Genomic DNA, 25,736 nt, shown 5'->3' with positions numbered 1-25,736 from the left:
CCGACCCAACACCGGAGACAACCCCATGAACCGCCGCCCCTTCACCCGCCTCGCCCTGTGCGCCGCCGCGCTGCTGTCCTTCGCCCTGCCGGGCGCCGCCCAGGACGGCCCCTACCCGAACAAGCTCGTCACCGTCGTCGTGCCGTTTCCTGCGGCGGGCACCACCGACTCGATCGCGCGCATCGTGGCCGACAAGCTGCGCGCGCGCTTCCAGCAGAGCGTGATCGTCGACAACAAGCCCGGCGCGGGCGGCAACATCGGCGGCGCGCACGTGGCGCGCTCCGCGCCCGATGGCTACACCCTGTTCGCCAGCCCGCCCGGGCCGCTGGCGATCAACTTCAACCTCTACAAGAGCATCAACTACGACGCGCGCAAGTTCGTGCCGATCACCACCATCGCCAACATGCCCAACGTGATCGTGGTGGGCCCCTCGGTGAAGGCGCGCAACCTGCAGGAGCTGATCGACTACGCCAAGGCCAACCCGGGCAAGCTCAGCTTCGCCTCGCAGGGCAATGGCAGCACCTCGCACCTGACCGCGCTGTACTTCGAGAGCCGCCTGGGCATCAAGATGGTCCACGTGCCCTACCGGGGCTCCGCGCCGGCCCTGACCGATCTGATGGCCGGCACCGTGGACCTGATGTTCGACAACGTGACGACCACGCTGCCCTTCCACCAGAGCAAGCGCGTGCGCATCCTGGCCTCGGCCACCAAGGAGCGCGTGGGCTTCATCCCCGACGTGCCGACCATGCACGAAGCCGGTGTGCCGAACTTCGAGTCGGGCACCTGGGTCACGCTGGTCGCGCCCGAGCGCACGCCGCCGGCCATCGCGCAGACCCTGGCCAGGGAAGTCGCGGCCATCGTGAAGATGCCCGACGTGGTCAAGCAGTTCGAGGCGCTGGGCGCCGACCCGGTGGGCAGCACGCCCGAGGCCACCGCCGCGATGCTGCGCGAGGAGTCGGCGCGCTGGAAGAAGGTGATCGATTCGGCGCAGATCACGCTGGACTGATGCCAGGACACAGGACCTCACCATGAACCAGGCATTGCCGGCGGACGCCGCCCGGACCGTGTGCACCGAATCCGTGGCCGAGGCCTTCCTCGTGCTGCTCAAGGACCGCGGTGTGGACCATTTCTACGTGGGCGCGGGCACCGACACCGCGCCCGTGATCGAGGCCTATGCGCGCGCCGCCGAGGCCGGCCTGGTGCTGCCCGAGCCGGTGCTCATCGGGCACGAGAACCTCGCCATCGGCATGGCGCACGGCTTCTACATGGTGGCGCGCCGCCCGCAGGCGGTGATGCTGCACGTGAGCGTGGGCACGGCCAACGCGGTGTGCGGGCTGTTCAACGCGATCCGCGCGCAGGTGCCGCTGCTGCTCGCGGCCGGGCGCACGCCCTGGTTCGAACAGGGCCGCGCCGGCTCGCGCACCCACGAGGTCCATTGGGCGCAGGAGATGTTCGACCAGGGGGCCATGGTGCGCGAGCTGGTCAAGTGGGACTACGAGTTGCGCGACGGCCACCACGTGGCCGAGGTGGTGGACCGTGCGCTGGGCGTGGCGAGCACCGAGCCGCGCGGCCCGGTCTACCTCACGCTGCCGCGCGAGGTGCTGGCCCAGCCGCACGCCGCCTGCCGCGTGGGTTGCCAGGTGCCGGTGGCCTCGGCCGCCCACCCCGATCCCGAGGCCGTGCTGGCCCTGGCGCGCGCGCTGGCCGCGGCCGAATGCCCGGTCATCGTCTGCACCAGCAGCGGCGCGGACCCGCAGACCGTGGCCCAGCTCAGCGAACTCGCGGACCGCTTCGGCATCGGCGTGGCCGAGAACCGGCCGCGCTACGTGAGCTTTCCGTCCTCGCACCCGCTGCACCTGGGTTACGAGATGGGCGCGGTGCTGCCGCACGCCGACGCGCTGCTGTTCCTCGAAACGGACGTGCCCTGGATTCCCGCCGTCGCCACGCCCCGGCCGGGCGCCTTCGTGGCGCTCGCGGGCAGCGACCCGCTCTTCGAGCGCTACCCGATGCGCAGTTTCCCGTCCGACCTCTGCATCACCACCAACGCCAGCGCGCTGCTGGCCGCGCTGGGCCCCGCGCTCGAAGCCGTGGGCGCGCTCTCGCAGGCCGAGCGGCGCCGCCAGCGCGCGCAGGCGATCGGCGCGGCGGTGCGTGGCGAGATCGCGGCCCGCGCGCAGCGCGACGAGGCGCGCGGCGGCGCCATCAGCAAGCTGTTCCTCTCGCGCTGCCTCGAGGCCGTGCGGCCGCGCGACGCGATCCTGGTCAACGAGTACTCGGCCGTGCGCGAGCAGATGGGTTTCGAGGAAGCCGGCGGCTTCTTCCAGCTGCCGTCCTCGGGCGGGTTGGGCTGGGGCCTGCCCGCCGCGCTGGGTGCGCAGCAGGCGGCCCCGGGGCGCACCGTGATCTGCGTGGTGGGCGATGGCGCCTACCTGTTCGCCAACCCCGCGGCCTGCCACCACGCCGCCGCGATGCACGGCCTGCCCGTGCTCACGGTGGTGTTCAACAACGAAGGCTGGGAAGGCGTGCAGAAGGCCGCCACCGGCATGTACCCCCAGGGCCACGCCGCGCGGCAGGCCCGGGAGCGCCGGCCGGAGCCGCTGTCCTCGCTGCGGCCCGTGCCCGATTTCGAGCGCTACGCCGAGGCCTCCGGCGGTCACGGCGAGCGCGTGACACGGCGTGAAGACCTCATGCCCGCGCTCCGGCGCGCCCTGCACGCGGTGCAGGTCGAGGGCCGGCAGGCCCTGCTCAACGTCATCGGCGAGTAACGCCCGCCGACCCCACGACCCCGGGGCGCGAGCCCCCGAAAGGAATTCCATGGAGCACCATCCGATGCGTGCCGAGGCCTTGCGCACCCTGCGTTTGGACGACACCCCCCGATGCTGTCGATCGACGGCCAGGCGCGCGAGGGCGAAAGCCGGTTCGAGGTCATCGACCCCGCCACCGCCCAGCCTTTCGCGACCGCCCCCGAGGCCTCGCTGGCCCAGCTCGACGAGGCCGTGGCCGCCGCGCGGCGCGCGCAGCCCGCCTGGGCCGCGCGGCCCTGGGCCGAGCGGCGCCAGAAGCTGCTGGCGCTGGCGGACCTGCTGCTGCAGGACCTGGAGTCGCTGGCCTGGCTGATCACGCTGGAGCAGGGCAAACCGCTGCCGCGCGCCCGCGACGAGGTGGCCCGCGCGGCGGCGCAGCTGCAGCGCCTGGTGGCGCTCGACGTGCCGGTGGAAACCCTGCGCGAGGACGCCCAGGGCCGCGTCGAGCTGCACCACCGCCCGCTCGGCGTGGTGGGCGCGATCACGCCCTGGAACATGCCGCTGGTGCTGTGCGTGCCGAAGATCGTGCACGCCTTGCTCACGGGCAACACCATCGTGGTCAAGCCCTCGCCCTACACGCCGCTGAGCGCCTTGCGCTTCGCGCAGCGCGCGCAGGCCTTGCTGCCCGCCGGCACGCTCAACATGGTCTCCGGCGGCAACGACCTGGGCCGCGCGCTCGCGGAGCACCCGGACATCCAGAAGATCAGCTTCACCGGCTCGGCGGCCACCGGCAGGAAGGTCATGGCCAGCAGCGCCGGCACGCTCAAGCGCCTGACGCTCGAACTCGGCGGCAACGACGCCGCCATCGTGCTGCCCGATGCCGACCCCGAGGCCATCGCGCAGCCGCTGTTCAACGCCGCCTTCGCCAACAGCGGCCAGATCTGCATGGCGATCAAGCGCCTGTACGTGCACGAGCGCCTGCATGGCGCGGTGTGCGAGGCCCTGGCCCAGCGGGCGAAAGCGGTGGCGGTGGGCGGCGGCTTCGAGCCGGGCGTGGTGCTCGGCCCGGTGCAGAACGCGGCGCAGCACCGCATCGTGCTCGGCATCCTCGACGACGCGCGCGAGCGCGGTGCGCGCTTCCATGCGGGTGGCCAGGCGCTGGACCGGGAAGGCTATTTCATCGCGCCCACCGTGGTCAGCGGCCTCGCGGACGACAGCCGCCTGGTGGCCGAGGAGCCCTTCGGCCCGGTGCTGCCGGTGCTGAGCTTCACCGACGTGGACGAGGCGGTGCAACGCGCCAACGCCAGCCCCTACGGGCTCACCGGCTCGGTCTGGGGCCGCGATGTGCCCGCCGCGGCCCGCGTCGCGGCGCGGCTCGAGGTCGGCACCGCCAGCGTCAACCAGCACCTCTGGCTCGATGCCCAGATCCCCTTCGGGGGTGCCAAGCAATCGGGCCTGGGCAGCGAGTACGCCGCCCAGGGCCTCAAGCACTACATGCAGGCGCATGTGGTGAACGCACCGGCGTGAGGCCGCCGCCGCGCTGAGCGGGCACACCTCGATCCACCCACCCACAACATCCTTGGAGACACACCCCATGAGGTTCCACGCACTCGGCGCCATTCCCTTCGCGCTGCTGCCTTTGATCGCGTCGGCGCAGACGTCCAGCGTCGAGCTGTACGGCCGCATCGACCTGGGCGTCAACGCCATCAAATACCAGGGCGAGTCCGGCACCCGCAAGACCCTGAGCAGCGACACCTCGCTGTTCGGCCTGCGCGGCACCGAACAGCTCGGCGGCGGCCTGTCGGCCTACTTCAAGCTCGAGAGCGGCTTCCAGGCCGACACCGGCATGCAGTCCAGCACCACCGCGTTCTTCAACCGCGAGTCCTACGTCGGCCTGCGCGACGCCAAGCTCGGTGCGATCGAACTCGGCGCGCACTGGAGCCCCTTCATCTTCCTCACCGGCAAGACCGATCCCTTTGCCCGCGCGCAGACCGGCGCCCAGCTGTCGATGCTGCAGGGCTCGGCGGTGCGCGGCTACACGCCCATGCTGCCCAACTCGGTGCAGTACCTTTCGCCCACGCTGTTCGGCGGCCTGAACATGCGGCTGCTGGTCCAGATGCGCGAAGACACGCCGAACAAGAACCTCGCGGCCAGCGCCGAGTACACGGCCGACCGCCTGTACGTCGGCCTGGCGACCGACCGCATCGAGGTGGCCCGGGCCACCATCGGCGCGCCGGGCGCGGGTTATGTGTTCAGCCAGACCACCGGCCTGGGCGCCACCTACCGCTTCGACGGCTTCAAGCTGTTCGGTTACCTGCAGCACAACAAGGTCGACAGCCTGGCCTCGGCCAAGGGGTACCTGCTGGGCCTGACGGTGCCGGTGGGCGCGGGCGAGTTCCGCGCCTCCTGGATCCAGAACCAGCGCGCCACCGGCGACGCCTCCCTGTTCGCCGTGGGCTATGCGCACAACCTCTCCAAGCGCACCATGCTCTACACCTCGGCCGCCTTGCTGAACAACAGCGGCGCCTCGCGCATCGCGATGTTCCCGTCCAGTCAGGACATGGGCACCCGCGTGCCCGCGCTCGGCCAGGACCTGCGCGGCATCCAGGTGGGCATGCGCCACACGTTCTGATGAAAGAGGCCGGGGCGAGAACGCCCCGGTCGCCGGCCATGGCCGAACCGTCGTTGGGACGCTGCCACTAAAGGACCTCGTTGGTGCCCGCGCGCACCTCGATGCGACCCCAACCTCAAGCATGACGAGCCCTTCTTTTCAGCGCGTTCAACCCATCCGTCCCGATTTGACGGCCGTCAATCTGGCACAACGGTTTGACCGCATGTGCGAACAGCACTGGCTGCCCGAAGACTGGCCCAGGTTGAAGAGAGAGGCCGGGCTTCTCCTCCTCGGAGAGCAACCCGACCTTGAACTGCTGCAGCAACTCCAGCGCCACTATCAGAAGGAGCCTCTTTCTTTCCGCGGGGACTTCAGAAGCGGCGAGGAGTTGATTCGCCACCTGAACCGCGCGCTGGACGGGCTGGAGAACCTGCACGGCCCGCATGACCCTGGCCGCCTGGGCAGTCGGGTGGATGAGGTGCTGGCGATGCTCGGGGAGGGGCCTCAACACGGCCCCATTTTTCGCGATGCGGTGGCGATCGCCTTTGCGAACTTCCTGGGCTACATCGCGGGCACCGCTGTTCAAACCGCCATGGAGCACGCGTTTTGCGATGGCGGTGGCGACCTGACCTACGAAAAACGCGTGGCCGCCGAGCTGGTCAATCGAACGGTGCAGCATGGGGTGCGGTTCGCGTTGCGCGACGTGGCGATTCCGGTGGCCAAGCAGCGCCTGGGGCTGAGAACCCTGAAGGCCCCTGGCCGCGTCCATCTGTGGATTCTCATGGTGACCCTGGTGGTGTGCTCGTTCGATCAGATGGGGCTGCTTCTGTCGAGCCAGCTTCCCCCCGTTCGCCGCAGCGGGCAACGGCAACTGCCCGACGTCTGGGGCAACAGCCTGCAAACCGGGCTGTTCGCGGTCACCGACCTGCTGGCCTCGCTCACGATTGGCTACCTCACCCAGGTCGCGTTCAAAAGCTGGCACCAGCACGATCCCCAACCCTTTGTCGGCCTGCACACCAAGGGCATCACGCACGGCGTTCAGGCCGTTGGCGAAGGCCTGCTGCTGGCGGCCTGGAAGCACCACATGCACCAAGGCTTGTCTCCCAACAACCTGTGCCAGCGCGGTTCGGATTCTGTGGGCTTCCATGATTTTGTCGCCCTGTTCGATGGCATCGAAATCGGCATCTTCTGGCTGATGACCTTCATTCTTGGGTGTATGGACCGGCAGGAGGAGGCACCCCTCACCGGGTTCATCGAGCATTCCGTGAGCAACCTGTCCCTGCCGCAACGGTTGCAAAGGCACCATGGGAACGGGTCACCGGTTCCCATCGAGAGGGAGGGCAGTTCCTCTGGCATCAGCTCTGTGCCTCGCCTGCCCGTGGAGCCGGTTGAACTCCATCGGGGCGGGGCGCAACAGCCAGAGCACAACGCGGCCGACAATGGCGCTGAAACTCAGGCAGTGGGCAACGACAACCAGCACGAAGCCCTCGATGATTTCGATGTGGGTGCGGAGGAGCACGGCGGGATCGGAAACGACGGAGGTGGCGTCATGGTCAACCGCATCACGCCGCCCAATCTTCAACCGCTGAACACCTTCAAGGTGGGGCAGCGGCAACGGCCCTTTGTCTAAGCGCCCACCGCCTTCAATACCTCTTCCGCCGTGCCCGGTGCGTTCATTGCCCCGGGCCGGCCGCCGGCCTGGGCGACCGCGTCGCGCAGCGCCTCGAACACACTGATCGCCAGCATGAAGGGCGGCTCGCCCACGGCCTTGCTGCCGTGCACGTTGTCCTCGCGGTTGGCCTCGGGCCAGAGTTCGACCTTGAAGTGCGCGGGGATGTCGCCGGTGGCCGGGATCTTGTAGGTGCTGGGCGCGTGGGTCTGCAGGTAGCCCTTGTCGTTCCAGACCAATTGCTCGGTGGTGAGCCAGCCCATGCCCTGCACGAAGCCGCCTTCGATCTGGCCGATGTCGATCGCCGGGTTGATGCTGTGGCCCACGTCGTGCAGGATGTCCACCTTGAGCACGCGGCTCTCGCCGGTGAGCGTGTCGATCGCCACTTCGGTGACCGCCGCGCCGTAGGCGAAGTAGTAGAAGGGCCGGCCGGTGAGGGTGGTCTTGTCGTAGTGGATCTTGGGCGTGCGGTAGAAGCCGTCGCTCCAGAGCTGGATGCGGTTGGCGTAGGCCGCGTGCACCACCTCCTCGAAGCTGCGCGTGGTCTTGGGCGTGATCACCTGGCCGCCTTCGAAGCGCACCGCGCCCGCGCCGCAGCCGTCCAGCCCGGCGACGAAGGCCGCGAGGTTGTCGCGCACGTGGCGCGCGGCGAACTGCGCGGCGCGGCCGTTGAGGTCGGTGCCGCTGGAGGCGGCGGTGGCGCTGGCGTTGGGCACCTTGCTGGTGTCGGAGGCGGTGGAGAGCACGCGCTCGAAGGGCACGCCCAGCTCGTCGGCCACGATGGCGGCGACCTTGGTGTTGAGGCCCTGGCCCATCTCGGTGCCGCCGTGGTTCACCTGCACGCTGCCGTCGGTGTACACGTGCACCAGCGCGCCGGCCTGGTTGAACAGCGTGGCGGTGAAGCTGATGCCGAACTTCACCGGCGTGAGCGAAATGCCTTTCTTGATGACCGGGCTGTCCGCGTTCCAGGCCGCGATCTGGCCGCGCCGCTCGCGGTAGCGGCTGGTCTGCGCCAGCGTGGTCATGAGCGGCTCGAGGATGTTGTCCTCCACCGCCATCTGGTAGTGCGTGACGTTGCGGCTCTCGATGCCGTAGAGGTTGCGCAGGCGAACGTCCAGCGGGTCCCTGCCGAGCGCCTGCGCGATGTCGCTGAGGATGCGCTCGATCACGATCACGCCCTGCGGGCCGCCGAAGCCGCGGAAGGCGGTGTGGCTCTGGGTGTTGGTCTTGCAGCGGTAGCTGGAGATCGTCACGTCTTCCAGGAAGTAGGCGTTGTCGGCGTGGAAGATCGCGCGGTCGGCCACGGGGCCGGAGAGGTCGGCGCTGAAGCCGCAGTTGGCCAGCATCTCCAGGTCGAGCCCGCTGAGCAGACCGGTGTCGTCGAAGCCCACGCGGTAGTGGTAGGCGAAGGGGTGGCGCTTGCCGGTGACCATGAAATCGTCGTCGCGGTCCAGCCGCAGCTTGACCGGGCGCTGCAGCTTGCGCGAGGCCACGGCGGCCCACACCGCGAGGTGGCCGGCCTGCGTTTCCTTGCCGCCGAAGCCGCCACCCATGCGCCGGCATTCCACCGTCACCGCGTGGTTGTCGATGCCCAGCGCGTGCGACACCCAGTGCTGCACCTCGCCCGGGTGCTGGGTGCTGGAGTAGACCCACCACTGGTTCTGTTCCAGCGGCAGCACGTAGGCGATCTGGCCTTCCAGGTAGAAGTGTTCCTGGCCGCCGACCTCGAACGTGCCTTCGAGCTGGTGGGGCGCGCGCGCGAGGGCGGCGGCCGCGTCGCCGCGCTTCACGTGCACCGGGGGCAGCACGTAGCTGGCCTGGGCATGGGCCTGGTGCACCGAGAGCACGGCGGGCAGGGGCTCGATGTCGAGCTTGACCAGGCGCGCGGCGCGGCGCGCGGTCATCACGTCGTCGGCCACGACCACGGCCACCACCTGGCCGGTGAACTGCACCGTCTCGCTGGCGAACACGGGCTCGTCGTGGGCGAAGGCGGCCAGCGTGGGGTCGCCGGGGATGTCGCTGGCGCCGAAGACGCCGCGCACGCCGGGCACGGCCAGGGCGGCCGAGGCGTCCACGCCGCGCAGCCGGCCGTGGGGAACGGGGGAGCAGACCGGGGCGGCGTGCAGCGTGCCGCGCACCTCGGGGATGTCGTCGATGTAGGTGGCGCCGCCGGCCACCTGGGCGCGCGCGCTTTCATGGAAGCGCGAGACACCGGCCGCGCGCGGGCTCGCGGGCGGCACGGGGGTGGCGGGGCGGGCTTCGGCCACATCCTCGGGCGGGGCGACGGCGTCCGCGCGGGACGAGATCACCACCGGCGCGGGTGTGTTGGGGTTGTTGGGGTCGCGTGCGTTCATGCCAGTGCCTCCAGCGTTGCCGCGTTGAGGTTTTCCAGGTTGATGTGCTGCAGGCCCTGGCTCTCCAGCCAGAAGCGCTGCAGCAGGTTGCCCAGCACGGCCTGTCGGTAGGCGGCGCTGGCGCGCATGTCGGAGATCGGCTGGAACTCGGCGCGCAGCGCGGCCACGGCGGCTTTCACCGCTTCGGGCGTCCAGGGCTGGCCGCGCAGGGCGGCTTCGGTCTGGCACGCGCGCGCCGGCGTGGCGGCCACACCACCCGCGCCGATGGAGACCTGCGCCACCACGCCGTCGGTCACCGTCATCTGGATCGCGAGGCAGACGGCGGAGATGTCGTCGTCGAAGCGCTTGCTGATCTTGTAGGCCTTGAAGGTTTCCCCGGCCGTGGGGCGGGGCACCTTGATCCAGGCCAGCAGTTCGTCGGGCCGCATCACGTTGGTGCGGTAGCCGGTGTAGAGGTCTTCCAGCCGCAGTTCGCGGTGGGCGATGGCGCCGCGTTTCGCGTCCCAGCGCATCAGCACCACGCTGGCGCCCAGGCCGATCAGCAGCGGCATGGAGTCGCCGATGGGCGAGCCGTTCGCCACGTTGCCGCCCAGCGTGCCCGAGTTGCGCACCGGCAGGCCGGCGAAGCGCTGGGCGAAGGTCTGGAGCTGGGGGCGGTCTTTCACCAGGGCGGCGTAGGCGTCGGTGAGCGTCACGGCCGCGCCGATGGCGATGTGGTGGGGATAGTCTTCCACCCGACGCAGCTCGCGCACGGCGGTCACGTCCAGCACCTGAGCGAAGCGCTTGTGCATCTTGGTGACCCACAGGCCGACGTCGGTGCAGCCCGCGACCACCTGGGCCCGGGGGTGGGCGGCGCGCTGCCGCAGCAGCTCGGCCAGCCGGGTCGGGCGCAGGTAGGTGCTGCCGTCTTCCTGGTTCTTCCTGAGCGACTGGAGCGCCGCCACGGTGGCGGCCTCGTTCACGCCACAGCCCTGGGGCAGCGGCAGGCCGCCCATCTGCTGCGCGGCGTCCAGGATGGGCCGGTAGCCGGTGCAGCGGCAGAGGTTGCCGGAGAGGTCGGCCTGGGCCTGGGCGCGATCGATGCCCTGGCCGCCCTGGGTGTTCTGGTACATGCCGAACAGGCTCATGACGAAACCCGGGGTGCAGAAACCGCACTGGCTGCCGTGGCACTGCACCATGGCTTCCTGCGCCGGGTGCAGCTCGCCTTCTTCATTGGCCAGGTCCTCCACGGTCCAGACCGCCAGGCCGTTCACCGAGTGCGCCAGCCGGATGCAGCTGTTGATGGCCTTGTATTCCAGTTTCCCGTCCACCGCCTCGCCCAGCACCACGGTGCAGGCGCCGCAGTCGCCTTCGCCGCAGCCCTCCTTGGTGCCGGTGCAGTGCAGGTCTTCGCGCAGCACCTCCAGCAAGGTGCGGTCGGGGGCCACGTGGCGCAGCGTCACGGGCTGGCCGCGGCGCAGGAAGGTCAGGGTTTGTGCGGATATTTCGGTGCTCATGCGTGCCAGCATAGCGCTGCCCCCTTGGCACAACATATGCTCGGCCATATGTCCAAAATGCCCAAAACACCATTCAGTCGCATATGACAAGGGTATGAAATACATGTCCATGTTCGACAAGATTGACCTGCACCTGATCCGCGTGCTCCACACCGTGCTCACCGAGCGCAGCGTGTCGCGCGCGGCGCTGCGCCTGGGCATGTACCAGCCGGCGGTGAGTGCGGCGCTCAAACGCCTGCGCGAAATGGCCGGCGACCCCCTTCTGGTGCGCTCGGGTTCGGGCATGGTGCCCACGGTGGCGGGCTTGCGCATGATCGAGCCGGCGGCCGACATCCTGCGCAGCGCCGAGGTGCTGTTCTCCGACGCGCGCAGCTTCGAGCCCGCCACCGCGCGCCACAGCTTCAGCATCGCCGCCAGCGACTACATGGACCCGCTGTTCCTGCCGCAGCTGGTGACCCAGATCAAGAGCCAGGCGCCGAACTGCCCGATCGACATCCACCCGCTCTCGCGCGACTCCGACTACCGCAACCACCTGGCCCAGGGCGACGTGGACGTGGTGATCGGCAACTGGACGCAGCCGCCCGACGACCTGCACCTGGGCCGCCTGTTCGGCGACGAGGTGGTCTGCCTGGTCTCCCAGCAGCACCCGGCGGCGCGCCGGGGCTGGGACGTGGAGGCCTGGCTGGGCGCCGAGCACATCGCACCCACGCCCACCCACCCCGGCGCGCGCGGTTTCGTGGACGAGCACCTGGCGCACCCTGGGCCTGGTGCGCAACATCACCGCCCGCTGCCCGCATTTCGGGCTGATCCCGGCCATGGTCGCCGGCAGCCTGCTGGTGCTGACCACCGGGCGCCAGTACTGCGACCGTTTCACCGGCGTGCTGCCGGTGAAGGTGCTGCCCAGCCCGGTGGAGTTCCCGCGAATGATGTACTACCAGCTCTGGCACGAGCGCACCCACGCCTCCAAGGCCGGGCGCTGGCTGCGCGAGCAGGTCAAGAGCGTGGCCGCCTCGCTGAAGCGGCCCGACGCCGAGAGCTGACCCCACAAGACCACGAAGGAGACCCATGACCACGACACGACTGCAACTCAGCGGCATCACCAAGCGATATCCGGGCGTGGTTGCGCAACAGCGGCGTCTCGCTCACCGTGCAGCCCGGCGAGGTGCACGCCGTGCTGGGCGAGAACGGCGCCGGCAAGTCCACGCTGATGAAGATCATCTACGGCTCGGTGAAACCCGACGAGGGCACGGTGATGTTCAACGGCCGGCCGGTGCACATCCGCAACCCGCAGGAGGCGCGCGCCCTGGGCATCAGCATGGTGTTCCAGCACTTCAGCCTGTTCGACACGCTCACCGTGGCCGAGAACGTCTGGCTCGGCCTGGACAAGTCGCTCACGCTGCCCGAGGTGAGCGCGAGCATCACCGCCAAGGCCACCGAGTACGGGCTGGACATCGACCCCTCGCGCCCGGTGCACACGCTCTCGGTGGGCGAAATGCAGCGGGTGGAGATCATCCGCGCGCTGCTGACCAACCCGCAGCTGCTGATCCTGGACGAGCCGACCTCGGTGCTCACGCCGCAGGCGGTGGAAAAGCTCTTCGTGGTGCTGCGCAAGCTCGCGGCCGAGGGCTGCAGCATCCTCTACATCAGCCACAAGCTGCACGAGATCCGCGAGCTGTGCACCGCCTGCACGGTGCTGCGCGGCGGCCAGGTCACGGGCGTGTGCGACCCGCGCCAGGAAAGCAACGCCTCGCTCTCGCGCCTGATGATCGGCGCCGAACCGCCCGCGCTGGAGGTGCGCGAGCTGCACGCCGGCGCGGCGGTGCTGGAGGTGAACGGCCTCACGCTGCAGAGCGACGACCCGTTCGGCACGCACCTCAATGGCATCGCGCTCACGGTGCGCGCGGGCGAGGTGGTGGGCATCGCGGGCGTCTCGGGCAACGGCCAGAGCGAGCTGCTCTACGCGCTCTCGGGCGAGGACCGCCGCGCGCCGGCCGGCAGCATCCGCCTGGGTGGGCAGGACGTGTCGCACGCCGGCCCGGGCCGGCGGCGCGCCCAGGGCCAGCACTTCGTGCCCGAGGAGCGCCTGGGCCGGGGCGCCGTGCCCACGCTCTCGCTGTCGCACAACCTGCTGCTCTCGCGCAAGGACGCGCTGGGCTCGGGCGGCTGGATCCGCGTGGGCGCGCTCAAGGCGCAGGCGGCCGACATCATCGCGCGCTACAAGGTCAAGGCCAACGGGCCGGACGCGGCGGCCAAGTCGCTCTCGGGCGGCAACCTGCAGAAGTTCATCGTCGGCCGCGAGATCGAGGCCAGGCCCAAGCTGCTCATCGTGAGCCAGCCCACCTGGGGCGTGGACGTGGGCGCGTCCGCGCAGATCCGCGGCGAGATCCTCAAGCTGCGCGACGCGGGCTGCGCGGTGCTGGTGGTGAGCGAGGAGCTCGACGAGCTGTTCGAGATCAGCGACCGCCTGCACGTGATCGCCAAGGGGCGCCTGTCGCCCAGCCTGGACCGGGCCGAAGCCACCATCGAGCGCATCGGCGAATGGATGTCCGGGCTCTGGGACACGGCCGCCACCCACCACAAGAAAGAGGAGACCGCCCATGCTGCGGCTTGAAGTCCGTCCCCAACCCTCGGCGCGCTGGGGCTACGCCTCGCCGCTGCTGGCCCTGCTGATCACCGTGGTGATCGGCGTCATCCTGTTCGCCGTGCTGGGCAAGGACCCGGTGCGCGGCCTGCAGGTGTTCTTCTGGGAGCCGATCAAGAGCACCTACGCGCTGTCCGAACTCATGGTGAAGGCCACGCCGCTGCTCGTCATCGCGCTCGGGCTGGCGGTGTGTTTCCGCTCCAACGTGTGGAACATCGGCGCCGAGGGGCAGTACATCATCGGCGCGATCTTCGCGGCCGGCGTGGCGCTCACCGCCGACAAAAGCACCGGCGCGTGGATCGTGCCCGCCGTGCTGGTGGCCGGCGTGCTGGGCGGCATGTTCTGGGCCGGCATCACCGCGCTGCTGCGCGACCGCTTCAACGCCAACGAGATCCTCGTGAGCCTGATGCTGGTCTACGTGGCGGTGCAGGTGCTCAACTTCCTGGTCTATGGCCCGTGGAAGGACCCCATGGGCTACAACTTCCCGCAGACCAAGACCTTCGAGTCGGTCACGCAGATCCCGAAGCTGATGCAGGGCTCTCGCGTGACCATCGGCCTGCTGATCGCGCTGGCCGGCGTGGCGGCGGTGTGGGTCTTCCTGTTTCGCACCTACGCGGGCTATGCCCAGCTGGTGGGCGGCCTGGCGCCCGCGGCGGCGCGCTACGCGGGCTTTTCCTCGCGCAAGGCGCTGTGGATCGCGCTGCTGACCTCGGGTGGCGCGGCCGGCCTGGCCGGCGCGCTGGAGGTGGCCGGCCCGATCGGCCAGCTCACGCCCTATGTGCCGGCGGGCTACGGCTTCGCGGCCATCATCGTCGCCTTCGTGGGGCGGCTGCACCCGGTGGGCATCGTGTTCTCGGCCATTCTCATGAGCATGTTCTACATCGGCGGCGAACTCGCGCAGTCGCGCCTGGGCCTGCCCAAGTCGATCACCGGGGTGTTCCAGGGCCTGCTGCTGTTCGCGCTGCTGGCCTGCGACACCCTGATCGCCTACCGCCTCGTCTGGAAAAAGTGAGCAAGACATGGAATCCATCGCACTCCTGATCGCCGCCTCGCTCAACGCGGGCACCGTGCTGGCCATTGCTTCGCTGGGCCTGCTCATCAACGAAAAAGCCGGCATCGTCAACCTCGGCGCCGAGGGCATGATGCTGTGCGCCGCGCTGGCCGGCTTCGCCACCGTGGTCCACACCGGCAGCACCACGCTGGGCTTCGCGGCCGGCATGGCGGCCGGGGCCCTGCTCGCGGCCATCTTCGGCGGCCTCGTGATCTGGCTCAACACCAACCAGTACGCCACGGGCCTGGCGCTCAGCCTGTTCGGCGCGGGCTTCTCGGCCTTCGCCGGCACCCGTTACGTGCAGGAAAAACTGCCCGAGCAGACCCGCCACGCGATCCCGCTGCTGGGCGACATCCCGCTGATCGGCCCCGCGCTGTTCCGCCACCACCCCATGGTCTATATCTGCGTGGCGCTGGTGATCGGCCTGATCTGGTTCCTGTACCGCACGCGCGCCGGCCTGGTGCTGCGCAGCGTGGGCGAGAGCCCCGAGTCCTCGCACGCGCTGGGCTACCCGGTGCGCCGCATCCGCCTGGTGGCGGTGATGGCCGGGGGCGCGCTCTGCGGCCTGGCCGGTGCCTATGTGTCTACCGTGTACACACCGCTCTGGGTGGAGGGCATGATCGCCGGCAAGGGCTGGATCGCGCTGGCGCTGACCACCTTCGCCACCTGGCGGCCGGCCCGCGTGCTGCTGGGGGCCTACCTGTTCGGTGGCGTGACCATGCTGCAGTTCCACCTGCAAGGCATCGGCGTCAACGTGCCCAGCCAGTTCCTGACCATGATGCCCTACATCGCCACCATCGTCGTGCTGGTCCTGATCTCGCGCAACCCGACGTGGATCCGCATCAACATGCCGTCCTCGATCGGAAAACCCTTTTACCCGGGCGCATAATCTTTTCTGTTTTTTGCATAGTTTCCGCTCCACCCTTTCCCAACAAAGAGGTTACCCATGACAGACCTGAGCAAACGTTCCCTGATGAAGGTTGCCGCCTTGACCGCGCTGACCAGCGCCGTCCTGATCGGCTGCGGCAAGAAGGAAGAGGCCGCCGCGCCCGCCGCGCCCGCACCCGCTGCGGCCGAGGCACCGAAGGCCGCACCGCTGAAGATCGCGTTTGCCTACGTCGGCCCGGTGGGCGACGGCGGCTGGACCTTCGCGCACGACAACGGCCGCAAGGCGCTGGAGAAGGAATTCGGCGACAAGATCGTGACCAGCTTCGTCGAGAACGTGCCCGAGAGCGCCGACGCCGAGCGCGTGATCCGCGACCTGGCCGGCCAGGGCAACAAGCTGGTGTTCGGCACCACCTTCGGCTACATGGAGCCCATGCTCAAGATCGCGCCCGACTTCAAGGACGTGAAGTTCGAGCACGCCACCGGCTACAAGACCGCCGAGAACCTGCGCACCTACGACAGCCGCACCTACGAAGGCGCCTACATGGCCGGCGTGATCGCGGGCAGCATGACCAAGTCCAACACCCTGGGTGTGGTGGCGTCCATCCCAATCCCCGAGGTGATCCGCAACATCAACAGCTTCACGCTGGGCGCGCAATCGGTGAACCCCAAGGTCAAGACCAAGGTGGTCTGGGTCAACGGCTGGTTCGACCCACCGAAGGAAACCGAAGCCGCGACCTCGCTGATCAACGGCGGCGCCGACATCCTGTTCCAGAACACCGATTCGTCGGCCGTGCTGCAGACCGCCGAGAAGCTGGGCAAGCGCGCCTTCGGCTGGGACTCCGACATGACCGCCTACGGCCCCAAGGCCCACCTGGGTTCGGCCGTGATCAACTGGGCGCCGTACTACATAAAGGCCACCAAGGACGTGCTGGAAGGCACCTGGTCCACCGGCGGCGTGTGGTGGGGCGTGAAGGAAGGCGCGATCGACATGGTCTCCGTCGCCGAAGACGTGCCGGCCGAAGTCAAGGCCAAGCTCGACACCGTGCGCGCCGGCCTGAAGGACGGCAGCTTCTCGATCTGGAAGGGCCCGATCCTGGGTTCGGACGGCAAGGAAGTGCTGGCCAAGGACGCGGTCGCCGACGACAAGTTCCTCGGTGGCATCAAGTTCTACGTGAAGGGCGTTGAAGGCAAAGTGCCGAATTGACCCACCCCTGCCGCGCTTCGCGCGACCCCCTCGAGGGGGCGGCGCGTGCGGGCCGGCAGAGCCGGACCCGCCGTGCCCTGGAAAAAGAAAGCCGCCTCCGGGCGGCTTTCTTGTTGGAGTGGACCCACGATGATCGAACCACAACTCTGGCACCCCGTGATCGCCTCGCACCAGGTGCGCGACCAGCCCGTGGCCTGTTCGCTGCTCGGGCAGGCGCTGGTGCTCTGGCGCGAGCAGGCGCACGACACCCACCGCGTGCATGCCTGGGCCGACCGCTGCCCGCACCGGGGCGCCCGGCTCTCGCTGGGCCGGGTGCTGATCGGCCTGCACGGCACCCGCCTGGAGTGCCCGTACCACGGCTGGCAATTCGGCGGCGAGGGCCGCTGCCAGCACGTGCCCGCCGCGCCCGACTTCGTGCCGCCGGCCAGCCACTGCGCCACCCCGTTCGAGGCGCGCGAGCAGCACGGCCTGGTGTGGGTGCGGCTGCAGCCACCGTCCCAGACCCTCGCCGCGCCGCTGGCCGACCCGCCCGCGTTCGCGCCGGGCGACGACCCGGCCTGGCGCACCGTGCTGTGCGGCCCCTACGAACTCAACACCAGCGCGCCGCGCCTGGTGGAGAACTTTCTGGACCTGAGCCATTTCGGTTTCGTGCACGAAGGCTGGCTGGGCGAACGCGGCCACGCGCAGGTGCAGACCGGCGCGGTGGAAGAGGGCGAGGCCGGCCTGGTGGTGCGCGACGCCCGGGCCTGGCAGCCGCGCGCCTACGCCGGGGCGGACGCGGGCGCCTGGATCGCCTACCGCTATGACGTGCCGCACCCCTTCGCCGCCATCCTGCGCAAGGACGCCACCGAGGGCGACCCGGTGAGCAACGCGATCGCGCTCTTCATCCGGCCCGACGGCCACGAACTCTGCACCGCCTGGTTCGTGATGGCCGACGCGCGGCGATGCCTCGACCGACCAGGAACTGGTCGCCTTCCAGGACGCGGTGTTCGCGCAGGACCGCCCGGTGGTGGAATCGCAGTCGCCGCGCGCGCTGCCGGTGGGCCGCACCACCCCCGTGACCGAGGTGCACGGCCCGGCCGACCGCGTCTCCAGCGCCTACCGCCGCTACCTGAAACGCCTGGACATCGCACTGGGCACCTGCTGACCGAAGGACGTGACATGACCATGACCCCCACCCAACTCGCCGCTGCCATCCCCAAGGCCGAGCTGCACATGCACATCGAGGGTTCGCTGGAACCCGAACTGATCTTCGCGCTGGCCCAGCGCAACGGCCTGAGCCTGCCCTACGCCAGCGTGGACGCGCTGCGCGAGGCCTACGCCTTCACCAACCTGCAGAGTTTCCTGGACATCTACTACGCCGGCGCCAGCGTGCTGCTGCACGAGGCCGACTTCCACGACATGGCCTGGGCCTACTTCCTGCGCGCCAAGGCCGACAACGTGGCGCACGCCGAGCTCTTCTTCGACCCGCAGACCCACACCGCGCGCGGCGTGCCCATGGCCACGGTGATCCAGGGCCTGGCCAGCGCCTGCGCGCGCGCCCAGGCCGAGCTGGGCGTGAGCGCGGCGCTGATCCTGTGCTTCCTGCGCCACCTGAGCGAGGAAGATGCCTTCCAGACGCTGGAAGCCGCCTTGCCTTACCGCCAGCACTTCATCGGCGTGGGCCTGGATTCGAGCGAGGTCGGCCACCCGCCGTCCAAGTTCTCGCGCGTCTTCGCGCGCTGCCGCGAGCTGGGCTTCCATGTGGTGGCGCACGCGGGCGAAGAGGGCCCGCCGGCCTACATCTGGGAAGCACTGAACGACCTGAAGACCGAGCGCATCGACCACGGCGTGCGCTCGCTGGAAGACCCGGACCTGGTCGCCGAACTGGCGCGGCGGCGCATCCCGCTCACGGTGTGCCCACTCTCCAACCTCAAGCTCTGCGTGGTGAACGACCTGAAGGACCACCCGATGAAGCGCCTGCTCGACGCCGGCCTGTGCGCCACCGTCAACTCCGACGACCCGGCCTACTTCGGCGGCTACATGAACGCCAACTTCGTGCAGACCGTGCAAGCGCTGGACCTCACGCGCGAAGACGTGAGCACCCTGGCTCGCAACAGTTTCGAGGCCAGCTTCGTGAGCGCGGCGCGGCGCGCGGAACTCATGGCCTTGCTGGACGGCGCGGTCGCTGGCTGAACGGGCCGTGCCATGACCCAACCGAGGTTTCTGGTCGTGGCGATGCCCTCGCCAATGAACAGGGCGGCGTTGAAGAGCGCGCTCGAGATCTCGGGGCTGAAGGCCCCGCTGGACGGCGCGATGTTCGATCCGGCGAACTGGCACGAGTCGCTACAGCATCAGTTACTGGGCGCCATCCGCCCGAGCGACCCACTGGATCCGCCCGATCCAGTGGACCATCGACGAACTCTTCCTGGTCGAAGGACACCGGGTGGGCGACCACGATGAGCACTACCGCTACGACGTGATCGGAAGCTGGCTGCTGCAGCCCGCCCGGCAGCTGGATCTGTTTGATGGCCCCGGGCCCGGGTAAAATCACGCCCCAGCGAGCCCGGTGCTTCCCCGGCTCGCTTTTTCATTCACGGAAGCCATGTAGAGGACCACCATGTACAAAAACCTCGTGGCCCGGTGCGCGTGCGCACTGGCGGCTGCCAGCTTTTTATTTCCCTTTTCCACCCCCGCCCAGGCACAGACGCCGCCGCTCAAGGCCGCGTTCGTCTACGTGACGCCGCTGACCGAAGCCGGCTGGGTGCGCCAGCACGAGCAGGCCCGGCTCGCCGTGCAGGCCGCCCTGGGCAACAAGGTCGAGACACGCTACGTGGAGAACGTGGCCGAAGGCGCCGACGCCGAGCGCGTGATCCGCGATCTGGCGCAGCAGGGCCACCGCATCATCTTCACGCCCAGCTTCGGCTACATGGAGCCCACGCTCAAGGTGGCGCGCGAGTTCCCGGACGTGAAGTTCGAGTCCATCACCGGCTACAAGACCGCGCCCAACGTCGCCACCGCCAACGCGCGCTACTACGAGGGCCGCTACCTGGCCGGTGTGGCTGCGGGCCGCATCGCCGACGCAGGCGGGCTACATCGCCGGTTTCCCGATCCCCGAGGTGATCCAGGGCGTCAACGCCTTCACCCTGGGCATGCGCTCGGTCAACCCGCGCGCCACCGTCAAAGTGGTGTGGCTGGGTGAGTGGTTCAACCCGCCGCGCGAGCGCGACGCGGCCATGACGCTGATGAACCAGGGCGCCGAGGTGCTGGCCTTCCACACCGGCTCCACCGCCGTGATGGTGGCCGCACAGGAGCGCGGCAGGCTCGCCGTGGCCTACCACTCCGACATGCGCCGCTTCGGGCCCGATGCGCAGATCGCCGCCGTGACCCACCTCTGGGGCGACTACTACACCCGCCGCGTGCAGGCCGTGCTGGACGGCACCTGGCAGAGCGCGAGCGTCTGGGGCGGGGTGAAGGAGGGCATGATCCGCGTCGACAGCTTCGGCAGCAAGGTGCCAGCCAAGGTGCGCGACGAGGTGCAGGCGCGCCAGGCCGACATGGCCGCGGGCAAGCTCGCGGTGTTCGCGGCGCGCAAGACCGCCGTGCGCGATAACCAGGGCAAGACCGTCATCGAAGCCGGCAAGGCGCTCGACGACGGGCAGATCCTGGGCATGAACTGGCTGGTCGAAGGCGTGCAGGGTTCGGTCGAGCGCTGAAGCCGCGCGGGCCCACCGCCGGCGCGGCGGTATGGGCCTTATCGGCGGCGCGATATGCCCGGGCGAGCCCCAGGCGTTAAGCTGCGCGGCATGAACGCCTACCGTGCCGCCCTCCTGCGTTTCGACGACCAACAACGCCCTGTCTACGACGCCGATGGCCTGCTGGTCGTCGGCCCCGACGCGCAGGGTCGGCGCGTGGTGCGCGCCGCGGGCGACCACGCCGCGCTGATCGGCAACTTTCCCGGCGTGTCGGTGGAAGACCTGAGCGGAAAACTGATCGCGCCGGGCTTCATCGACATGCACGTGCACTACCCGCAGACGGACGTGATCGGCGCGCCCGCGGCCGGCTTGCTGCCCTGGCTGGAGAACTACACCTTCCCGCACGAGTCGCGCTTTCACGAGCCGGAGCACGCGCGCGAGGTGGCGGCCTTCTTCCTGGACGAACTGGCGCGCAACGGCGTGACCACCGCGCTCACCTTCGCGACCTCGCACCCGGCCTCGGTCGACGCGATGTTCGAGGCAGCGCGCTCGCGCGGCCTGCGCTTCATCACCGGCAAGGTGCTGCAGGACCGCCACAGCCCCGATGGCGTGCGCGACCAGACCGAACAGAGCCTGATCGACACCGAGGCGCTGATCCAGCGCTGGCACGGCGTGGACCGCCTGGGCTACGCGATCACGCCGCGCTTCGCGCCCACCAGCACGCCCGAACAGCTGCGCGGCGCGGGCGAGCTGGCGGCGAAGCACGGTGACGTGTGGATTCAATCGCACGTGGCGGAAAACCTCGACGAGGTGCGCTGGGCGGCCGAGCTGTTCCCGAAGTCGCGCAGCTACCTGGGCGTGTATGGCGACTTCGGCCTGCTGCGGCAGCGCGCGGTGTACGCCCATTGCATCCACCTCGACCAGGCCGACCGCGTGCTGATGGCCGCCACCGGCACCACCGCCGCCGTGAGCCCGACCAGCAACCAGTTCCTGGGCAGCGGCTTCTTCGACTACCTCGCCGCCGACGCGGCGGGCATGGGCTACGGCCTGGCGAGCGACGTGGGCGGTGGCACCAGCTTCTCGCCGTTCCGCACCATGCTCGCGGCCTACTGCGTGGGCCGTGAGGGCCAGACCAAGCAGGGCCTGAGCCTCACCCCGGGGCAGCTGTGGTGGCAGCACACGGCGGGCGCGGCGCGCGCGCGCTGGGGCTCGAAGGCGTGGTGGGCAACCTGCAGCCCGGCCACGAGGCGGATTTCGTGGTGCTCGACCCGCAGGCCACCCCCCTGCTGGCGCGCAAGACCTCGCAGGCGGACAGCCTGGACGAGCTGCTGTTCGCGCTGATCGTGCTGGGGGACGATCGGGTGGTGGCGCGCACGATCATCGCTGGCAGCTGATCTCGATCGCGGCTTGGGCGTGTCGTTTTTGCGCTTATTTCTCGACCTAGGGAATGTCCCAGTCTGCGGGTTCCAATGATCTGAATTTGGAAACGAAGCGACGTTATTTGGGATTCAAGTGCACTTTGTTCGGGGCCGCCCTTTGCCCGAGGGGGGCTGGGCTGTTGTGGTGAACAGAACGCCCCCTTAGCATCGCCCTGCCAATTTTTTGGGAGGTGCGATTTGAGCTCACTGGCCGCTGGTTTGTTCGCGAGGTACCGCTCGCATCACGACATGAACAGGTCGTTCCTGGTGTGGATGGGGGCTCTGGGGAGCCTGGCCTTCCCGCTCTTCTATCTGCTGCGTTTCACGGGGCAACTCCCGCCGCGCTACGACGATCTGGCGCTCAGGGCCATCGCCACCCTGTTGTGCCTGGCACTGGCTTTGCGCCCGTGGTGGCCCGCGAGGGCCAAGCCGTTCTACCTCGCGCATGCCTACTTCACGTCGGTCTACTGCCTGGCGTTTCTGCAGACGTTCACGACCCTGAAGAATCAGGGCGACAGCTTTTCTTTCGTGAACATGGTGATCGGTGCGGTGTGTGTCATTCTGGTCGCCGATTGGCGCAATGCCGTGGTGATGCTGGTCGCCGGATACGCCCTTGGGGCGCTCGCGTTCTGGGCATCACAACCCGGCATCGCGTTCACGCCGGACGTCTGGATCTGGCTGCCCGCGCCGACGCTGCTGTTCGTGGCCGGTGCGTTGTCCCATTTCGAAAGAAGGCAGGCTGAGCTGGCGCGCCATCGCCTGTACATGAGCTTCGCGGGTTCCATCGCGCACGAGATGCGCGGGCCCATGCAGAAGATCCAGGGTGTCTTCGACACCCTGGAGCGCGACTTCCTGCGCCTGGGGTCATCCCAGTCCTCGGTGTCCCACACGCGCGAGCAGGTCATGGCGATGGTGCGGGTGATGAACGAGGGCCGCAACGCGATCAAGCTGGGTCTGCAGTCGATCACGGTGACGCTGCAGCAGCTCAAGAGCAGGGCCTTCGATGCCTCGGGTTTCACCTGGCTCTCGGCGGCGGTGTGCACCGAGCGCGCGGTGAGCGATTTCGGCTACGAGAGCGAGGCGCAGCGCGAGCGGGTGCGCCTGGCGGAGGTGGCCGACTTCACGTTCAAGGGCGATGAAACCCTCCTGACGCTGATCCTGTTCAACCTCATCAAGAACGCGCTGTATTACCTGCCGGCCTGTCCCGACGTCATGGTGACGGTGACCGTGGATGCGCAGTGCATCACGGTGCGCGATACAGGGCCGGGCATCGCACCGGAAAAGATGGAGCACCTGTTCGAGGACTTCCAGACCTCCGGCAAGGCTGATGGCACGGGTTTGGGGTTGGCGTTTTGCCGGCGCGCCATGCGCGCCTTCGGCGGGGAGATCACCTGCGCATCGCGGTTGGGCGAGTTCACGGCGTTCACGCTGTCGTTTCCCGCGGTGGCGCAGGCGGAGGCCCGGGCCCACGCCGAAGAAGCCATGCGGCATGCCGCGCGGTTGCTGCGCGGCGCCCGCGTGCTGCTGGTGGATGACGATCCGATCCGGCGCCGCGCCACCCTGGCCCAACTCCTGGCCCTGGTGGGCAGCAGCAGCATCGACGAGGCCGGCAACGGCGCTCAGGCGCTGGACCTGCTTCGCCTGGCCTCGGACGTGCCTTATGACCTCGTCGTGATGGACCTCCACATGCCGGTGCTCGATGGTTGTGACACCGTGCGCCAGATCCGCCTGGGGGCCGCCGCCGGGCATGAACAGGTGCCGGTGCTGGCACACAGTGTCCAGCCGGCGACCGAGGCCCGCGCGCAAGCCCGCGAAGCGGGCATGGACGGGTTCCTGAGCGCGCCTTGCAGCCTGCCTGAGATGGCCGGCGCGATCGTGAGCCTGCTCAAGGACCAGCCCTTGCGCCACAGCGCCAAGGACCCGGCGCCCTTCATGGGCAGCTCCGTGCTGCTGGCGGAGGACAACGCCGTGAACCGCGCCATCGTCAAAGGCTACCTGAAGGACATGGGGTTGGAGGTGGTGGAGGCGCAGCAGGGGCAGGACGTCCTGCAGTTCCTCAAGGCGGGCGTGCGGCCGGCCGTGATCCTGATGGACGTGGAGATGCCCGTGCTCGGCGGCATGGAGACGACGCGGCAGCTGCGCGCGATGGCCGATGGGGTGCGCAACATTCCCGTGGTGGCGCTCACCGGGCATGCCTCGCCGGAGCACAGGCAGGCGGCGCGGGACGCGGGCATGGACGGCTTTCTCACCAAGCCCGTGAACGTGGTGGCCTTGCGCGGGGAGCTGGCCCGCCTGATCGGCGAGCGTCCGGTGGGTGAGGCCCAGGCGGCGGGCGCGTCGCCGTCGCCCGCGCGCCTGGCGGGGGCGACCATCGATGGGCCCTTGCTGGATGACGAACGTGTCGAGCAGCTCAAGAGCATGAACATCATGGTGAACCTGCTGCCCGATGGCCTGGCCCAGGCCCGGCGGCACATTGCCAATCTGGAGGACGCTGTGCGGCGCAACGACCTGAAAAGCGCACGCCAGGCGCTGCATTCGCTGGCCGGCCTGAGTGGCGAAATGGGGGCTCACGCCATGTCCGAGACCGCGAAGCAGCATTCGCGCGTGGTCGAGAGCAACGCCTGGCCGTTCGAGCCGAACTGGCTGGCGCGGTTCAACACGCTCTTCCTCGAATCCGAACAGGCCTTGCTCACGAGCTTTGCCCTGCGCAAGACCTCACCGTCCTAGCCCGTTAAAGCGGCGACGCGGGTTCAGTTGTAGGTCAGTGCCCGCGCCTTGCCCCAGAACACGCGGTACATGTAGATGGTGTAGATGATGATCACTGGCAGCGTGATGGCCACGCCGATGAAGATGACGGTGAGCGAGCCGGTGGACACGGCCGCCTGCCACACGTTCATGCGGCCGATCACGATGTCGGGGAAGATGCTGTACGCCAGGCCGAAGAAGGCCAGCACGAAGATCAGCACGGTGGCCGCGAACACCACCCAGCCGTAACCCGCCTTCACCACATTGGGGTGCGTGACCACCCAGCGCACCGCGAAGAAGGCGATCGCGCAGCTCAGGGGGATCGGCATCAGGCCGAACACCTCGGGCACGCTGAACCACTTCGCCACCACGCCGGGGTTCACCAGCGGCGTTGCGCACCGAGATCGCGACCAGCGCAAAACCCATGGGCCACAGCACGCGGGCCGCCCAGCGCACCGCGTGGGCCTGCAGCTCGCCTTCGGTCTTCATGATCAGCCAGCCCGCGCCGAGCAGGATGTAGGCCGCCGGCAGCGTGAGCGCGATGCCCAGGCTGAACGCCAGGCCCAGCCAGCCCTTGTCGAAGCCTGTGATGTAGCTGCCCAGCATCCAGCCCTGCGAGGCGCTGGCGAGCAGCGAGCCGACGAAGAAGGCGCGGTTCCAGAACGGCACGTATTTCGTGGGCGCCTTCACACGGAAGTCGAACGCCACGCCGCGCAGGATCAGGCCGATCAGCATCACGGCCACCGGCAGGTAGAGCGCCTGCAGCACCAGCCCGTGCGCCATCGGAAAGGCCACCAGCAGCACGCCGACACCGAGCACCAGCCAGGTTTCGTTGGCGTCCCAGAACGGGCCGATGCTGGAGATCATGGTGTCCTTCTGCTCCTTGCTCTCGGCCAGGGGCAGCAGCAGGCCCACGCCGAGGTCGTAGCCGTCGAGGATCACGTAGGCCAGCAGGGCCAGGCCCATCACGGCCAGGAAGATCAGGGGGAGCACTTCGGCCCAGGTGGTCATGTTCATGGGGTGTTCTCCGTTCGGTCAGACGCCGGCCTTGCCGAGTTCGGCGCCGTGGGGTGCTTCGGGGGCATGTTTGAACGGGTGTTCGGCCATGTACTTGAGCACGCCGACGTAGGTGATGAGCAGCAGGCCGTACACGATGAGGTAGGCCGTGAGCGTGACCGCGATCATGGGCGAGGGGGTGTTGGTGACCACGTCGGCGGTGCGCAGGTGGCCGTAGACGAGGA

Annotated in this window: 14 protein-coding genes and 6 pseudogenes; 16 read left to right on the top strand and 4 right to left on the bottom strand. The window is 69.1% G+C overall.

The window, feature by feature from the left end; translation table 11 throughout:
• The first annotated feature begins 25 nt into the window (after positions 1–25).
• The 5 genes from ACFJGX_RS24010 to ACFJGX_RS23990 all read left to right on the top strand — a co-directional run bounded on the left by ACFJGX_RS24010 (position 26) and on the right by ACFJGX_RS23990 (position 6,985).
• Positions 26–1,006, top strand: a complete 981-nt coding sequence (locus ACFJGX_RS24010; protein ID WP_382323575.1) for a Bug family tripartite tricarboxylate transporter substrate binding protein — start codon at positions 26–28, stop codon at positions 1,004–1,006.
• 22 nt (positions 1,007–1,028) lie between these two features.
• Positions 1,029–2,765, top strand: coding sequence for a thiamine pyrophosphate-requiring protein (locus ACFJGX_RS24005; protein WP_382327205.1), 1,737 nt, complete (start codon positions 1,029–1,031; stop codon positions 2,763–2,765).
• A gap of 111 nt (positions 2,766–2,876) precedes the next feature.
• Complete coding sequence (locus ACFJGX_RS24000) at positions 2,877–4,271, top strand: aldehyde dehydrogenase family protein (RefSeq protein ID WP_382327202.1); 1,395 nt, start codon at positions 2,877–2,879, stop codon at positions 4,269–4,271.
• A gap of 67 nt (positions 4,272–4,338) precedes the next feature.
• Positions 4,339–5,376 (top strand): porin, encoded by a 1,038-nt coding sequence (locus ACFJGX_RS23995; RefSeq protein ID WP_382323578.1) that lies wholly within the window; start codon positions 4,339–4,341, stop codon positions 5,374–5,376.
• A 121-nt stretch (positions 5,377–5,497) separates the two neighbouring features.
• Positions 5,498–6,985, top strand: a complete 1,488-nt coding sequence (locus tag ACFJGX_RS23990) for a hypothetical protein (protein WP_382327200.1) — start codon at positions 5,498–5,500, stop codon at positions 6,983–6,985.
• Here ACFJGX_RS23990 and xdhB read toward each other — a convergent pair.
• Complete coding sequence (gene xdhB / locus ACFJGX_RS23985; RefSeq protein WP_382323581.1) at positions 6,982–9,378, bottom strand: xanthine dehydrogenase molybdopterin binding subunit; 2,397 nt, start codon at positions 9,376–9,378, stop codon at positions 6,982–6,984. The two genes, ACFJGX_RS23990 and xdhB, sit on opposite strands and share 4 nt — an antisense overlap.
• Positions 9,375–10,874 carry a xanthine dehydrogenase small subunit gene (gene xdhA / locus ACFJGX_RS23980; protein WP_382323582.1) on the bottom strand — a complete coding sequence of 500 codons (1,500 nt, stop codon included), beginning with the start codon at positions 10,872–10,874 and terminating at the stop codon, positions 9,375–9,377. Before xdhA ends, xdhB begins: the two co-directional genes overlap by 4 nt.
• A gap of 94 nt (positions 10,875–10,968) precedes the next feature.
• Between xdhA and ACFJGX_RS23975 the strand changes: the two are divergent.
• From ACFJGX_RS23975 to ACFJGX_RS23925, 11 genes and pseudogenes are all read left to right on the top strand, one after another.
• Positions 10,969–11,914: pseudogene (locus ACFJGX_RS23975) on the top strand (LysR family transcriptional regulator).
• A gap of 25 nt (positions 11,915–11,939) precedes the next feature.
• Positions 11,940–13,485 (top strand): annotated as a pseudogene (locus ACFJGX_RS23970) (ABC transporter ATP-binding protein).
• Positions 13,472–14,527, top strand: coding sequence for an ABC transporter permease (locus ACFJGX_RS23965; RefSeq protein ID WP_382323584.1), 1,056 nt, complete (start codon positions 13,472–13,474; stop codon positions 14,525–14,527). Before ACFJGX_RS23970 ends, ACFJGX_RS23965 begins: the two are co-directional and overlap by 14 nt.
• A 7-nt stretch (positions 14,528–14,534) precedes the next feature.
• Positions 14,535–15,455, top strand: coding sequence for an ABC transporter permease (locus tag ACFJGX_RS23960; protein ID WP_382160486.1), 921 nt, complete (start codon positions 14,535–14,537; stop codon positions 15,453–15,455).
• Between the two features lie 57 nt (positions 15,456–15,512).
• Complete coding sequence (locus ACFJGX_RS23955) at positions 15,513–16,658, top strand: BMP family ABC transporter substrate-binding protein (protein WP_382323585.1); 1,146 nt, start codon at positions 15,513–15,515, stop codon at positions 16,656–16,658.
• A 129-nt stretch (positions 16,659–16,787) separates the two neighbouring features.
• Positions 16,788–17,534 (top strand): annotated as a pseudogene (locus ACFJGX_RS23950) (Rieske 2Fe-2S domain-containing protein); the annotation flags it as partial.
• Between the two features lie 109 nt (positions 17,535–17,643).
• On the top strand, positions 17,644–17,805 hold the full coding sequence (locus tag ACFJGX_RS23945) for a hypothetical protein (RefSeq protein WP_382328793.1): 162 nt from the start codon (positions 17,644–17,646) through the stop codon (positions 17,803–17,805).
• 20 nt (positions 17,806–17,825) lie between these two features.
• Entirely contained in the window at positions 17,826–18,833 is a 1,008-nt protein-coding gene (locus ACFJGX_RS23940) for an adenosine deaminase (RefSeq protein WP_382325505.1), read from the top strand.
• 424 nt (positions 18,834–19,257) lie between these two features.
• Positions 19,258–20,353 (top strand): annotated as a pseudogene (locus ACFJGX_RS23935) (BMP family ABC transporter substrate-binding protein).
• A gap of 90 nt (positions 20,354–20,443) precedes the next feature.
• A pseudogene (guaD, locus tag ACFJGX_RS23930) lies at positions 20,444–21,726 on the top strand (guanine deaminase).
• A 273-nt stretch (positions 21,727–21,999) separates the two neighbouring features.
• A complete protein-coding gene (locus ACFJGX_RS23925; RefSeq protein WP_382327198.1) occupies positions 22,000–24,477 on the top strand; it encodes a response regulator in 2,478 nt (825 codons plus the stop codon).
• A 23-nt stretch (positions 24,478–24,500) separates the two neighbouring features.
• Here ACFJGX_RS23925 and ACFJGX_RS23920 read toward each other — a convergent pair.
• Together ACFJGX_RS23920 and ACFJGX_RS23915 are read right to left on the bottom strand one after the other, a co-directional pair.
• Positions 24,501–25,512 (bottom strand): annotated as a pseudogene (locus ACFJGX_RS23920) (cytochrome d ubiquinol oxidase subunit II).
• A gap of 18 nt (positions 25,513–25,530) precedes the next feature.
• Positions 25,531–25,719: a hypothetical protein gene (locus tag ACFJGX_RS23915; protein WP_382328791.1), complete on the bottom strand. Its 189-nt coding sequence runs from the start codon at positions 25,717–25,719 to the stop codon at positions 25,531–25,533.
• Positions 25,720–25,736 lie beyond the last annotated feature (17 nt).

Origin of the sequence: Hydrogenophaga sp. UC242_50, from assembly GCF_042697355.1 — a bacterium.
Classification (GTDB): domain Bacteria; phylum Pseudomonadota; class Gammaproteobacteria; order Burkholderiales; family Burkholderiaceae_C; genus Hydrogenophaga.
This window is presented reverse-complemented; position numbering and strand designations above follow the sequence as displayed.

Excerpts from the sequence above, each read along its gene's own strand:
- ACFJGX_RS24010 (WP_382323575.1), top strand. The coding sequence starts at position 26 with ATGAACCGCCGCCCCTTCACCCGCCTCGCCCTGTGCGCCGCCGCGCTG.
- ACFJGX_RS24005 (WP_382327205.1), top strand. The coding sequence starts at position 1,029 with ATGAACCAGGCATTGCCGGCGGACGCCGCCCGGACCGTGTGCACCGAA.
- ACFJGX_RS24000 (WP_382327202.1), top strand. The coding sequence starts at position 2,877 with ATGCTGTCGATCGACGGCCAGGCGCGCGAGGGCGAAAGCCGGTTCGAG.
- ACFJGX_RS23995 (WP_382323578.1), top strand. The coding sequence starts at position 4,339 with ATGAGGTTCCACGCACTCGGCGCCATTCCCTTCGCGCTGCTGCCTTTG.
- ACFJGX_RS23990 (WP_382327200.1), top strand. The coding sequence starts at position 5,498 with ATGACGAGCCCTTCTTTTCAGCGCGTTCAACCCATCCGTCCCGATTTG.
- xdhB (WP_382323581.1), bottom strand. The coding sequence starts at position 9,378 with ATGAACGCACGCGACCCCAACAACCCCAACACACCCGCGCCGGTGGTG.
- xdhA (WP_382323582.1), bottom strand. The coding sequence starts at position 10,874 with ATGAGCACCGAAATATCCGCACAAACCCTGACCTTCCTGCGCCGCGGC.
- ACFJGX_RS23965 (WP_382323584.1), top strand. The coding sequence starts at position 13,472 with ATGCTGCGGCTTGAAGTCCGTCCCCAACCCTCGGCGCGCTGGGGCTAC.
- ACFJGX_RS23960 (WP_382160486.1), top strand. The coding sequence starts at position 14,535 with ATGGAATCCATCGCACTCCTGATCGCCGCCTCGCTCAACGCGGGCACC.
- ACFJGX_RS23955 (WP_382323585.1), top strand. The coding sequence starts at position 15,513 with ATGACAGACCTGAGCAAACGTTCCCTGATGAAGGTTGCCGCCTTGACC.
- ACFJGX_RS23940 (WP_382325505.1), top strand. The coding sequence starts at position 17,826 with ATGACCCCCACCCAACTCGCCGCTGCCATCCCCAAGGCCGAGCTGCAC.
- ACFJGX_RS23925 (WP_382327198.1), top strand. The coding sequence starts at position 22,000 with ATGAACAGGTCGTTCCTGGTGTGGATGGGGGCTCTGGGGAGCCTGGCC.